Genomic DNA, 12780 nt, shown 5'->3' on the forward strand with positions numbered 1-12780 from the left:
GCGTTCTAACGTCGGACGTTCGCACCGCCCGAAGGCCGACGTCCATGCCCGGCTCCACCCGTCGCCAGTTCCTGCAAACCGCCGCCGCCGCCGCGGTGGCGGGACGTTCGGTCCTGCGGGCCGCGGACCAGCCGCCGGCCGACGCGGCGGGCGTGACCGTGCTGTCGCCTCGCGGCCGCGTGCCGCTGTCGTTCGTCATCGACGATTCGACCTGTCTGGTGAACCTCGGCCGCTTCGCCACCCCGCAGTTCGCCGAGGCCTGGCCGAACCGGGCGGAGTATCAGAAGCCCTGGCAAACCTGGCCGGCGGAGATCCCCGACGCCTTCGTCCGCTCCTTCGGCGAGTGGTGCGCCGAGCAGGGCGTCCGCGGGAAATACAGCGTGGTGCCCAACCCCGCCTGCGTCGGCTGGCTGGACCGCACGCTGCCGGGGTGGTCGGCACAGGCCCTCGCCGACAGCCTGGCGCTGGTGCGGGACTTGATGTCGCCGAACTGGGACGTTCATCCGGAGATGCTCACCCACACCCGGGTGATCGATTTAAAGACCGGCCGACCCAAACCTCTGACCGGCCCGGCGGATATGGAAAACTGGTACCCCGGCCGCGGGGCCGAGGTTTCGACGGACGAACTCGCGGCCTATCTCGCCGCCTCGCTGCGGGTGCTGAAGAACTGCGGGCTGCCCTGCACGGGCGTGACCACGCCGGGCGGGTTCGGCAACGGCGTGGAGGACCGCCTCGCCCCCGCCGTGCGGCAGGCCGTGGGGGACGTATACGGCGGGGAGAGCGAACCGGGCGGGCTGGTGCGGCACTTCTTTAAATACGTCCGGCTGGGCGACGACCCGGTCGCCGCGGAGGTGCGGGACGTTCGCAATTTGAAGGACGGAACGCCGGAGTGCGTCGTGACCGTCCCCGCCGCCACGGGCGACTGGTTCGGCGGGTGGACCGGCGACGACCCGTTGCAGGACGAATTGTATTGCAACGCCGACGCCACCGGCGGCCGGATGGTGGAACTGATTGAACGGGGCGATCCCGCGGTGATGCTTTGCCACTGGCCGGGGCTTTATAATCACGGCGCCGAGACCGGCTTCGCCGCCTTCCGCCGCATCGTGACCGCCCTGCACGCGAGGTTTGGCGAGCGCGTCCTCTGGATGAAACTCAGCGAGATCGCCCGCCACGCCGCGGCGAAGCAATTCACGGCGATCGCCCGCCCCGCCGGCGGCGACGTCCTGCTGGACGCCCCCTTCGCCTGTCCGCGGTTCACGCTGCAAATTGACGGCCCCGCCGACCGTCTCCCCCCGCGGTTGGAGCGCCTCGGCGACGGGCCGCCCGCGGTTCAGGAATTGAAAGAGGTCGCCGCCGCGGCCGCGGTCGATCAGAACACCTGGCGCCGCACGCCGGAGGGCGTCGTCGTCTGCTTCGACCTGCCGGCGGGTCGGTCTGCGGTGCGGTTTGGGGCGGGGTAGGCGGCGGTTCCGTCGCCCGCAGAATGCCAACCCGAAGCGTCAGCGAGGGCGGGCGGCTCCGACCCTCGCTTGCGCTTCGGGCTCACATTTTCGATCCGGCTCAGACCTTGAACGCCTCGCGGGTGCGTTGGACGAGGGCGTTGTCGGGGCGGGCGGAGCCCTGCAACTTAAAGACGTTCGCGGCTAGAAAGCGGTCCCGCCACGCCGGGGAGACTTTGTAATAGTCCTCCAGCACCGCGGAGCTGAACTTATAATCGTGGGCGTCGTTCCCCTTCAGATAGACGAGCACCCGGGCGGCGTCGATCAGCGATTCCGCCGAGTTTCCGGCCTGCAGATAGCCCAGCGTCGCCCCCGCGGCGGCGAGGGGGTCGGCGTCGATCTGGGCGAAGATCTTTTGAATCGCCTCCTGGGGCGTGCCGTCGACGGGGGCGGGCTGGAGGTTTTGGACGTTCAAATCCCCGACGTCGCCGCGGCCGTGCATGGCGTCGCGGAACATCGGCAGGAACGCGGCGTTCTGAAGCAGGACCAGACGGCGGGTCTCGTCGTCGCCGCTGGCGTCGTAGGCGTACCGCAGTGCGTTGGTCGTCGTCAGGGCGTGCAGGGCGACAATCCCCGGTTGCCGCATGAGTAACTCGCCGGCCCCTACCAGCAAGCCGTCCCAGACGGATTGCGGAGACACGCCGCGGTTGAGGATCTCGACCGTCAGGTCGCAGACGGCCTCGTTGGCGTCGGTGCGCAGGGCCGCCAGCAGTTCCTCCGTGGCGCCGTCGTCGAGGCGGCCGTCCCGCCAGTCGGGGCGGATTTGGGCCAGCCGCTCCTGGTTGGTGCGGAAGGGGCGGTCGGCGGCGTCGTCACGGCCGGCGGGGTTGTCGCCCTCGTGCATCAGCAGGGCGTAGGCCAGCGAACGCACGACCGGTTCGGCGTGCCGCCAGCCGATGCACTGCAGCGTCCGCCGGCTGTTCGCCACGAAGATCGCCTTGTGCCCGATCGAGCGAAAATCCCGGGCGCCGTAGCGGAAGAACCGTTCATAGACCTCGTTCTCCCCGGCGGTGCGGGCTAGGCCGGCGGCGGCGACGTCCGCGGCCGATTCGTCCCAGCCGTCCATCGCCGCGGCGAACGCCGAGCCCGCCGCGGTGGAGCCCGGCACGGCGGCTTCGTCCACCGGCTGCATCGTCCAGTTCCCCTCCCGCACGTCGCGGGCGGCGGCGCTTTTGAAGTAATCCAGCGCCCAGAAGATCGGCAACCAGCGGTGCTGCGGCGGGGAAGCGAGGCTCGCCAAGTGGGCGGAGTTCACCACCAACACCGCATGAAACTTGTGCCCCACCGAGGGCCGGGGCTGCACGTTCCGCACGCCCGCCAGTTGCAGGGCCGCCAGCAGTTCGCGGTAGCTCAGCCCCTTCGCGATGCGGGCGGCGACCTCCTCCAGCAACCGCTCCCGCGGGGTCTCCTCGATGAGCCGCACGGTCGGTTCGATGCCGGAATCGAACTGCACCGTGCTGGGATCGACGCGGGCCTCCTCCGCGAAGACCGGCCGCAGGCGGCTGAGAAACGCCAGATCGCCCCACCCCAGCAGCGAGGCGGCGCCCGCGGTCGAGGTGAGGAAGTTGCGGCGTGAGGGGGCGTGAAGAGCCATCGGTCCACTCCGAGGGGGGCATGAGCGCGCTGCCCGGCCATCCTACTCGGCCGGACGCGCGGGCGGGGGCGTCCCCCCGTCGGCCCCGGTTCGGCGACGCGGTATTCTGCCGGGATGACGCCGCCCGCCTCTCGCCCTACGCCCTCGTTCTACGGCTCCGACGCCGCCTCCACGGTCGACGCGGCCTTGGAGGAGAACGCCCCGTCCGCCGACGCTCCCCTCGAAGCCCCCGCCGGGCAGCGGGAGGACTGCGTGCGACTACTCGCGGAACGGACCGACGCCTCCCCCGAGGACGCCGAAGCCCGCGTCGTCCAGGGCGCCTACGCCTACGACCAGGCCGCGAACCTCGCCCAAGGCGGGAAGATCGAGGGGCTCACCTTTAATTACGCGACCAAGCGGGTGATCTGCCGGACGCCGGGCGGCGTGACGGAGACGATCCGCCGGGCCCAGACCGTCTGGGCGGCGGCCTACACGGAGGCGCAGGACGACGACAGTTGGGGGGACGGCCCGCTGGGCACGGCGGCGTCGTACGCGGAGAAGGGGGCCTCCGCGGTGGGCGGGGCGATCGGCTGGGTCTGGGGCGAGGCGAAGGGCCGCACGACGAAGCGGCTGGCCCGGGCGGCGTTCGGCAAGAACCCCGCCGTGCTGATGTTCGCCGCCGGGCCGAGCGTCTATCGGGCCCTCGTCACCGGCGAAACCTCCTGGCGGCAGGCGACGAAGGACCTGTTCGAGACCGGCTCCGGGATGGCCGGCGGCGCCGCGGGCGCCGCGGCGGGGGCGGCGGTGGGGGCGGCGGCGCTCTTTTGGATCCCGTTCGTCGGCCCGCCGGTCGGCGGGTTGATCGGCGGGGTGACCGGCGGTCTCATCGGGGCCGGCTGGGGGGAACGCGGGGGGGAGATCGTCGCCGACAACTTCGCCCCGGACGACGCCGACGCCCTGCGTCCGCTGGCCCAGGACGAACTCGCCCGCCTCGCTTACGCCCACGCCCTGGTCCCCGCGGAGGTGGACCGTCTGAAGACCGCCTCCGAGGCCCTGACGACGGACAAACTGCTGCGGAACTGGTTCAAACTCTACGACCGCAAACTGGACGCCGCCGGCCGCGACCCCGCCGCGGCGGCCGTGCGGGAAGTGGCCCGCGAGGCGTACGCGCCGCTGTTGGACGAGATCGTCACCGCCCGCCCGACGGTGTCGCTGCCGGCCGGATGAGGGGCGTTTCGCCGCCCGCGCAGCGGCGAACCCGGCCGGGACGCCTTCGCGTCGCGGTCGGGCCGCCGGGTCCCCTTTTCGTGGGAGGACCGGTCGCCTTGGGTTCTGCATCACGCTGGACTTCCGCCGCCCCGCCCGGTCGGAAGCCGGGCCCGGCCGGTGTGTGCCGGGGCTGGGAGGAGTGAGGTGGAATACGGGCTCACGGCCGACGGTTCATCAAGAACAGGTCATGAAGAACGGGGACCGGGCTTCGGGGCCGTGCCGTCCGCGGCGCCCGGGGCCGTGCGAGCCGGTCGGCTCGCCGACGCTCCCGGGTCGGCCGCGTGACGGGGTCGGCGTCCGTGCCTGCGGGCGGGGGGCGAATCGCGTCGATCGGCTGCGCGTGCCGACCGACGCGGGGGCGGGATTGCACGGCGTCCGTCACCAACGTCGGCCGCGTCGTCCCGCCCCGCGAGAAGCCGACGCCCGCCCGCATCCGATGCGGACGGAGCACGTCAGCCTCCTCACCCTATGGCGGACGGGGACCTATTTTTCCGGAAGCCCTTCCCAATAAACGACTTCCGGCGACGAACTGTGATGGAGTCGCCGGGGGCCATGCTCTCACGCCGGAGCGTCGCGCCAGCGAAACGCAGGCGGGTGAGCGTGCGAGCTACTCGGACACCGGTGCAGACGCGGGAACCGCTCTCCGTGCTCACCCCGACTGACTTCGCTCTGCTCCGTCAACCGGTGAGAGCATGCCACCCGGCCGCCATGATTGACCAAGTCGTCCTTCAGTCTTAATGTTGCACTTTCGGGATAACTCATTAAGTGCGGCAAGAGTAAACGGGATGCCATCGTACTCGGTGCCGGCGTCCGTGAAGTCGGCGTCGCAGACATTGCTGGATCGAGCGGCCTCTATGGCTGTGTGCAGGTATCGGACGGCTAAGTCGGACCTGCCAGCATGAAATCTCACAAAAAATAGGTCGACATTAATAGTGACGGGTGCCGTCTTGATTTGCGACTCCAGCCGCCGGATCATCCTGGGTTGCCGCCTCATATAACTTGCATCCGGGTCGATCGACCGAAGCTTGGTCACTGCGGCCAGAAGCTCTTTGCAGTTGCGTAGCCTGGCCGGCGTATTCTTCTGATGATTAATTCGTCGCTGAAGTTCCTCGATCTGTCGGTGAAGTGCCGCCTTTTGGATTGTATGCGGCCATGCGGGATCCCGCCGACGCATTTCTGCCCATGATTTCCCTGCCTCTTGGGACTCTGCGTTGGTCATTGGCCGGTAGGAATGATGATGTCGATCCGTAGGTTATCGGGCACCCAAAGCCGAACTGAGCGGTCAGCAGACGAACGGACGCTCCAGAGCCGACCGCTGGGTGCCATGCCCTTATCACATAGCATAGCGACAGCGGAACCGCGGCGGGTGAGCATGTGGGCGATGTGACGCTTTGAGAGCGGTTGGGGACTCACCCTCCATGCTGACTCCGGCCGCCGTCACTCCGCTCCGTCCGCCGGTGAGGGCATGCCGCACAGCGGGGCGAGCAGACGCGGCGATCCACGCCGCCACGAAATGCAGAACGCCGAGGCCCCCGGGGGGCCTCGGCGTTACGACGTGGGGTCAATGACTGGGCGTGCGAACTACGCCTTCATCGCCTCGGCGAGGATCTTGCTGGTGCCGGGACGCATGATGCGCTCGTCGACCTGCTCGCCCTGCTGGAGGGTGGCGCGGACCTGTTTGCCGCTGATGAAGACCGGCTTTTCGTCCGGGTGGTTCTCCATCAGGTCGACCCGGCCCATGCTGTCGTAGAAGGCGGCGAAGCCGACCTTGATGGGCTGGATCTGCAGGTCGCCGTTCAGGTTCTCGAAGATCTCCTGGGCGTCGAAGTCGCCCCAAATGGCCGTGCCGTCGGCGAACGGGGCGTCGGCGTGTTTGCGGCCGATGACGATGTGCGTCAGGCCCATGTTCTGGCGGTAGATGCCGTGCATCACCGCTTCCTTCGGGCCGCCGTAGAACATCTTGATGTCCAGGCCCAGCAGGATCACGCGGTCGGCGACCTCGCCGCCGACCTTCTCCCACAGCTCCGCGTCGCTGTCGCCCTCGCCGAGGCCCTTGTCGGCGATCAGCTGCTCGTAGGTCTGCATGCGGATCTCCGCGGAGACGTCGTCGCTCTTGGTCTCGCCGACCAGCGGGTTCAGCACGGCGCCGGCGTTCTTGCCCTCGCGGAGCAGCGTTTCCAGGCCGTAGACGAGCGCGTACTCGTGGGCCCGGTGCAGCGGGTTGCGGGTCTGGAAGCCGACGACGGCGTCCCAACCCTTCTCGGCGACGACCTTCCGCACTTCCTTCGGGGAGAGCACGTACTGGCCGAAGGAGGGGTTCTTCGGCTGGGGCAGGGCCCGCAGCGTGCCGCCGAACAGGTGGGTGGCGTTGGCGTCGCCCTCCATCACCATCTGGCCGCCGGGGTGGTCGGTGCGCTCGGTGCCGTAGACGGCCTTCACGTATTCGGCCTTGTCCCAGGGATAGACGTCCTCGACGTCCACCGTGGCGACGATCTGGCCGTCCGGGCCGGTCAGGGCGACGGTCTGACCGGCGAGGACCTTGGTGGACAGTTCCTCGGTCAGCGGGAAGGCGATCGGAATGGTCCAGGCGTAATCGAACCCGTTGTGGGTGATCACGCTGTCGGAGAGGACCTTGTCGTAGACGGCCTTGGTCATCGGCCCGGTCAGGGGCGAGAGCGTGCCGTCGGCGATCCGGTAGACGCTGGAGAGGTCCGCGGCGCTGACCGGCACCTGCGGGAGATTCGCCGCGGCCTTCTTGAAGTCCTCGACTTCGGCGGCGGGCACGGTGCGGTCGACGGGTTCGGCGAGGCCGCCGTGCGGGGGGATGAGGTCGGCCATGGGATCGGCGGGCGGAGCGCGGGGGTCTGGTGCGATGAGGGCGCGGGAGTGTGGGGCGCCCGCGGCGGGGCTTCAAGGGCGACGGGGCGGCGGGAGGCCGCAGCCCCGACGGGAGGCGGCCGGGCGGGACGCGGTCCGGCCCGGCGGGACGCGACCTGGGGGAGCGGGCAGGGTGGGGGATTCTTCCGGAATCCGTCGTCTCGGGGGGTCGTGCGGTTCCGGTCGCTCCGGGAACGGCTAGGATGCCGCCCCCGCGGAGGCGCTGCACGGTCCGAATCGGGACCGTACAGTCCGAGGACGCCCCCGCCGGTCCGTCGAGCGGAGCCGCGGCTCCCCCGATGCGAGCCGTCCCGCCGCTCCGTATCTTGCCCCGTATGTTTTCACCGTCGACGGAGGTTCTTGTTGGGACGGACGCCCCCGGTCGGGCGGACGCTCCCGGCCGGCCGGAGATCCGGGCCTCCAAGGCCCGCGTCCGCCCCGACGCGACGATCGCCGACGGCCGTCCGCTAGCCGACGGCCTGCCGCTCGACGGCTTCCCCCAGCGGCGGGACGTCTCCCGGTTGGGCGTGGCCCACCTGGGCAAGTACTACGCGCCGGCCCGCGGCGGGATCGAATCGCACGTGCGGGAACTGGCCGCCGGCCTGACGGAGCGGGGGCACCGGGTGGCGGTGCACGCGGTGAACTGCGGCGGGACGACCTCGGGCAGCGGGCGGTCCGTCACGCTCGGCCGCACCCGCAGCCGGCGGTTCGAGGACGACGGCGTCGCCGTCACCCTGCACGGCCGGGTCGCGAACCTGATGAAGCTGGACGTCTGCCCGCGGCTGACCGCGGGGGCGAACGGGTTGCTCGTGGGGCCCGCGGGCCGGCGGGCGACGTTGGGGGCGGGGCTGCGCGAGCCGACCGACGGCTCGCCGGACCTGCTGCATCTGCACGTCCCCAACCCGACGATGATGGTCGCCCTGGCCCTCAGCCGGTTCGCCGGGCCGACGGTCGTCACCTATCACAGCGACATCGTCCGGCAGTCGCGGGCGGCGGCGCTGCTGCGGCGCCTGGAGCGGCGGGTGCTCCGCCGGGCGGGGGCGATTCTGGTCTCCAGCGCCGAATACGCCGAAGCCTCGCCGGTGCTGCGGGAGCACGCCGACCGCGTGCGGGTGGTGCCGTTCGGCATCGATCTGGCCCGGTTCGCCGGCCTCGACCCGGTCGCGGAGAAGGCCGCGGAGGCCCTGCGCGCCCGGCACCCCGGCCCGCTGTGGGCGATGGTCGGGCGGCTGGTCTACTACAAGGGGCACGAGGTCGCCGTGCGGGCGTTGCGGAACGTGCCCGGCACGCTGCTGATCGTGGGGGACGGGCCGCTGGCGGAGCGGGTCGAACGGGTCGCGGAGGAGTGCGGCGTGGCGGACCGAATCGCCTTCCTGCCGAACGCCGACGACGCCGCCGTACGGGTCGCCCTCAAGGCCGCCACCGCCCTCTGGTTCCCCAGCACCCACCGCAGCGAGTCGTTCGGGATCGCCCAGATCGAGGCGATGGCCAGCGGCTGCCCGGTGATCAACACCGCGATCCCCGGCTCCGGCGTGCCGGCGGTCAGCGTGGACGGCGTCAGCGGGCTGACGGTCGCCCCCGGCGACCCCGCCGCCCTGGCCCGGGCCGCGAACCGGCTGGCGGAGTCGCCCTCGATGCGCAACGAACTGGCCGACGGCGCCCGCCGCCGGGCCTTCGCGGAGTTCGATCGCGACTTGATGCTGGGCCGCGTCGAGGCGATCTACGAGGAACTGACCGCGGGGGCGGGCCGTCATGCCCCCCGCTGACCCGCCGCCCGCCGCGGGGGGGGCGCCGTTCCGACTGCTCCACGTCTACAGCGGGAATCTGTACGGCGGCGTCGAGCGCCTGCTGGAAACGCTGCACGCCTGCGGGTCGGAGCAGGACGGCGGCGACGGGGCGGGGGGCGGGCTGCGGCAGGACTTCGCCCTCTGCTTTCGCGGTCGGCTGAGCGAACGGCTGCGGGCCGCCGGCGCCCGGGTCACGGAGCTCGGCCGCGTGCGGCGGGTCGAACCGTGGACCGCCCTGTGGGCCCGGCGTCGATTGGCGGCGGCGTTGCGGTCCGCGGCGGCCGCGGGCGAGCCCTACGACGCCGTCCTGTTTCATTCCTTCTGGTCCTTGGCCCTGCTGGGCACCGGTTTGCGGGCGGATTCAGGGGAAGGCCGCGGGTCCGCGATTCCCCGCCTGCTGTGGGTGCACGACGATCCGAACCCGTCTCACTGGACGTTCCGCGGGGCGGTGCGGGCCGGGGCGGACGGGGCGATCTTCAACAGCGAGTTCGTCCGCGGCCGCCCGGCGTCGCGGGCGTTGCTGAAGGGGCTGACGATCTCCGAGGACCGCGTCGCCGTGGTGCGACCTCCCGCGCCGGCGCCCCCGCCCGCCGCCGCCGAACGTCGCGCCGCGCTGCGGGCCGAACTGGGGGCCGAACCGGACGACGTCCTGATCCTCACCGCGGCCCGGTTCGAGGCCTGTAAGGGGCATGAGCTGCTGCTGGACGCCCTCGGTCGGCTGGCGAACGAACGCCGCTGGATCTGCGCCTTCGCCGGCGACGCCCAGCGGCCCGCGGAGCGGGCGCGGGTCGCGGCGCTGCGAACCCGGGCCGAACGACTGAACGTCGGGAACCGGCTGCGGTGGCTGGGGCACCGGGACGACGTGCCGGACCTGATGGCGGCCGCGGATCTGTATTGCCAGCCGAACGTGAGCCCGGAGGCCTTCGGCCTGACCTTCGTCGAAGCCCTGTACGCCGGCTGCCCGGTGGTGACGACGGCGATCGGCGGCGGCCGGGAGATCCTGCGGGCCGGGCTGCCGGAACCGGGGCTGCCGGAACCGGGGCTGCCGGCGCTGCACGGTCCCGCGGGGCGGCTGACCGGGATCGACCCGGCGGCGGTCGCCGAGGCCCTGCGGAGCCTGATCGTCGATCCGGCCCGCCGGCGCCGGCTGGCCGCCGCCGGTCCGGCGCGGGCGGCGGCTCTGTGCGATCCGCAGGCCCGGCTGGCGGAGTTGGAGGCGTTCTGCCGCCGGACGGCCGGTCGCCCGGCGGTCGCTCCGCTGCGCCCGGCCGCGACGCGGCGCCCGACCCCCGCGGCGCCATGAGTTCCCACCTCGCCCCGCCGCCGCCCGCCGCGGCTCTCGCCCGCCGCCGGTCGCCGTCCTCGCGGTCGTCAGGCAGGCGCTCGTCCGGTGGGGGGGCGTCGGCCCCACGGTCGCCGGGCGGGCGGTCGTCCCGCCGCCGCAAGTCCGTCGCGGCGGCCGCCTCCGCCGGCAGTTCGGCGTCCGCGGCGGCGCGGGCGTGGTGGACGCACCCCGGGGTGTGGCTGCCGCTCGCCCTCACGCTGTTCCCCGCGATCCTGATTCTGCCGGGCACGCAGTCGCTGCGATTGCCGTTGCGGATGCTGTCCTACGGAATCGCGGCGGCGCCGGCGGCGTGGTACGGGGTGAGCGTGCTCGGCCGGCGGGCGCACCCCTCGGCGGCGTGGCTGGCGGCGACGTTCGCCCTGCTGTCGGTGATGATTCTGCACCCCACGACCAACGGTCTGCTGGTGGCGATGGCCCAGATCGGGCTGTACGCCGCCGTCGCCGCCCCCCTGTTCTGGATGCCCCGCGTCCGCACCGGGCCGGAGGATCTGTCCCGCAGCCTGCTGGTGTTCCTGGGCTGCGTGGGGGTGAACTCCGCGGTCGGGGTGTTGCAGGTCTACGCCCCGGACACGTTCATGCCGGCGGAGTTCTCCCGCGTGGTGACCGAAAGCGAGTTCGGTCTGGACGGGGTCAGCTACGAGGGGCCGGACGGCCGCCGCATCATCCGCCCGCCGGGACTGTTCGACTCTCCCGGGGCGGTCTCCGGCGCCGGGATGGTCGCGGGCATCTTCGGGCTGGCGGCGCTGATGGACGGCCGCTCCCTGCGGGTGCGGGCGACGGGGGCGCTGTTCGCCCTCTGCGGGCTGGCGGCGATTCTGCTCACGCAGGTCCGCACCGCGCTGGCCGTACTCGCGGGGATGGTCGTCGTTTACTTCGGCGTCATGCTGATGCGGGGGCGGGTGCGGCAGGTCGCCTGGGGGGCGTCGTTGGGCGGGGTCGCCGCGGCGGCCGGCGTGGCGGTGGCCTTCACGCTGGGTGGAACCAGCGTCTCCGGTCGCTTCGCCACCCTGCTGGACGACGACCCGGCCTCCGTCTTCGCCAACTCCAGCCGCGGCGGGTTCGTCCGGCAGGCCCTCACCGAGCAGATCTTCGACTACCCCGTCGGCGCCGGCCTGGGCCGCTGGGGGATGATGCGGCGGTACTTTGGCAACCCGTACAACTTCAGTTCCCCGCCGATCTGGGCGGAGACGAACCTCAACGGCTGGATCCTCGACGGCGGCGTCCCCCTCCTGTTATTGAACCTCACGGCGCTAGGGGCGCTGTTCGCCTACCTCTACCGCACGGCCCGGCGGCACCCGGCGGCGCCGATCCGACAGGCGGCCACGCTGGTCCTCGCGGTCTGCGCCGGGTGGAGCACGATGATCACCAGCTACACGCCGTTCTGCTCCACGCTGGGCATTCAGTTCTGGTTCCTCGCCGGCCTGATCTGCGCCGCGGAGAACAGTTATCGGGACGCCACCGCCAAGCCCGCGGCCCCCAAGCCCGCGGCCCCCAAGCCCGCGGCCCCCAAGCCCGCAGCCCCCAAGCCCGCAGCCCCCAAGCCCGCAGCCCCCAAGCCCGCAGCCCCCAAGCCCGCGGCGGTCCGCCGGTGACCTCCGCCGCGGAATCCGTCCTCGCTTTCGACGCGGATTTTGAACGTCGACGATCCGACCCGTGATGAACGGCACCCTGCAATCGCCCGCCGCCCGCGCCCGCCCGCTGCGTCCGGCGTCCCCGATGAGCCCGGCGGCGTACGTCGGCAAGGACGTGACGTCGCTGTTGGACGTCGGCTGCAACGTGGGCGGCTGGCTGCGGGACTGCGCCGCCCGACACCCCGCGGCGTCGTTGGCGGGCGTGGAAATTAACGAGGCGGCGCTGCAAAAGGCCCGGGCGGCCCTGCCCGCGGCGGACCTGCGTCACGCCGGCGCCGAGCGGCTCCCCTTCGCCGACGAGTCTTTCGACTACGTCACCTGCATGGAGGTGTTGGAACACCTGCCCGCCCACCTGCGGCCGACGGCGTTCCGGGAGATGCGCCGCGTGCTCCGGCCCGGCGGGCGGTTAATTTTCAGCGTGCCCCACGCCGGCTGGTTCGCCTGGCTGGACGCGGGCAACCTGCGGCACCGCTTTCCGCGGCTCTATCGCTTCGCCCTCAAACGGGGGGGCCGCGACGCGACCTACGAACAGGCGGGGCAGGAGGTGGAATGGCACCAGCATTTCACGCTCGCCGAATTGGAACGGCTCGCCGGGGACGGCTGGCGCCGGGCGGTCGTGCGCCGCGGGGGGCTGGTCCTGCATCCGTTGATGGACTGCCTGAGCTGGCCGTTCTATCGCCGCGACGCGGCGCATCATCCGATCCGTCGCGGCCTCGGACGCATTGCGGCCTGGGACTATCGGTTCGACTTCGGCCCGGCGTCGTACGGCGTCCTGATCGTGCTCGAGCGGATTTAATCC

Annotated in this window: 8 protein-coding genes; 6 read left to right on the plus strand and 2 right to left on the minus strand. The window is 71.8% G+C overall.

All coding sequences use genetic code 11. The features are described from left to right. The first annotated feature begins 44 nt into the window (after nucleotides 1-44). On the plus strand, nucleotides 45-1460 hold the full coding sequence (locus tag CA12_RS07715) for a hypothetical protein (RefSeq protein ID WP_145358328.1): 1416 nt from the start codon (nucleotides 45-47) through the stop codon (nucleotides 1458-1460). A gap of 100 nt (nucleotides 1461-1560) precedes the next feature. Here the strand turns inward: CA12_RS07715 and CA12_RS07720 are convergent, their stop codons facing one another. Continuing rightward, a complete protein-coding gene (locus CA12_RS07720) occupies nucleotides 1561-3093 on the minus strand; it encodes a hypothetical protein (protein ID WP_145358330.1) in 1533 nt (510 codons plus the stop codon). A gap of 114 nt (nucleotides 3094-3207) precedes the next feature. Here CA12_RS07720 and CA12_RS07725 point away from each other — a divergent pair, with 114 nt between their 5' ends. Next, nucleotides 3208-4299, plus strand: coding sequence for a hypothetical protein (locus CA12_RS07725; RefSeq protein ID WP_145358332.1), 1092 nt, complete (start codon nucleotides 3208-3210; stop codon nucleotides 4297-4299). A 1623-nt stretch (nucleotides 4300-5922) separates the two neighbouring features. On the opposite strand, the gene CA12_RS07730 is transcribed toward CA12_RS07725, so the two are convergent. After that, complete coding sequence (locus CA12_RS07730; RefSeq protein WP_145358334.1) at nucleotides 5923-7179, minus strand: sulfate adenylyltransferase; 1257 nt, start codon at nucleotides 7177-7179, stop codon at nucleotides 5923-5925. Between the two features lie 374 nt (nucleotides 7180-7553). On the opposite strand from CA12_RS07730, the gene CA12_RS07735 reads away from it, so the two are divergent. The 4 genes from CA12_RS07735 to CA12_RS07750 all read left to right on the plus strand — a co-directional run bounded on the left by CA12_RS07735 (nucleotide 7554) and on the right by CA12_RS07750 (nucleotide 12777). Next, nucleotides 7554-8984, plus strand: a complete 1431-nt coding sequence (locus tag CA12_RS07735; RefSeq protein WP_165700619.1) for a glycosyltransferase — start codon at nucleotides 7554-7556, stop codon at nucleotides 8982-8984. After that, the gene (locus CA12_RS07740; RefSeq protein WP_145358337.1) at nucleotides 8971-10308 is read left to right on the plus strand and encodes a glycosyltransferase; all 1338 of its coding nucleotides are present in this window, start codon (nucleotides 8971-8973) and stop codon (nucleotides 10306-10308) included. The genes CA12_RS07735 and CA12_RS07740 overlap by 14 nt, the downstream gene beginning before the upstream one ends. 215 nt (nucleotides 10309-10523) lie before the next feature. After that, a complete protein-coding gene (locus tag CA12_RS21985; RefSeq protein WP_165700620.1) occupies nucleotides 10524-11942 on the plus strand; it encodes a hypothetical protein in 1419 nt (472 codons plus the stop codon). Between the two features lie 64 nt (nucleotides 11943-12006). Next, nucleotides 12007-12777, plus strand: a complete 771-nt coding sequence (locus tag CA12_RS07750; protein ID WP_145358339.1) for a class I SAM-dependent methyltransferase — start codon at nucleotides 12007-12009, stop codon at nucleotides 12775-12777. Nucleotides 12778-12780: the final 3 nt, after the last annotated feature.

Source organism: Alienimonas californiensis, from assembly GCF_007743815.1.
Taxonomy (GTDB): Bacteria; Planctomycetota; Planctomycetia; order Planctomycetales; family Planctomycetaceae; genus Alienimonas; species Alienimonas californiensis.

What these genes read in the sequence shown, in the direction of transcription:
- CA12_RS07720 (WP_145358330.1), bottom strand. Translation starts at nt 3,093, where the DNA reads ATGGCTCTTCACGCCCCCTCACGCCGCAACTTCCTCACCTCGACCGCG.
- CA12_RS07725 (WP_145358332.1), top strand. Translation starts at nt 3,208, where the DNA reads ATGACGCCGCCCGCCTCTCGCCCTACGCCCTCGTTCTACGGCTCCGAC.
- CA12_RS07715 (WP_145358328.1), top strand. Translation starts at nt 45, where the DNA reads ATGCCCGGCTCCACCCGTCGCCAGTTCCTGCAAACCGCCGCCGCCGCC.
- CA12_RS07735 (WP_165700619.1), top strand. Translation starts at nt 7,554, where the DNA reads ATGTTTTCACCGTCGACGGAGGTTCTTGTTGGGACGGACGCCCCCGGT.
- CA12_RS07730 (WP_145358334.1), bottom strand. Translation starts at nt 7,179, where the DNA reads ATGGCCGACCTCATCCCCCCGCACGGCGGCCTCGCCGAACCCGTCGAC.
- CA12_RS07740 (WP_145358337.1), top strand. Translation starts at nt 8,971, where the DNA reads ATGCCCCCCGCTGACCCGCCGCCCGCCGCGGGGGGGGCGCCGTTCCGA.
- CA12_RS07750 (WP_145358339.1), top strand. Translation starts at nt 12,007, where the DNA reads ATGAACGGCACCCTGCAATCGCCCGCCGCCCGCGCCCGCCCGCTGCGT.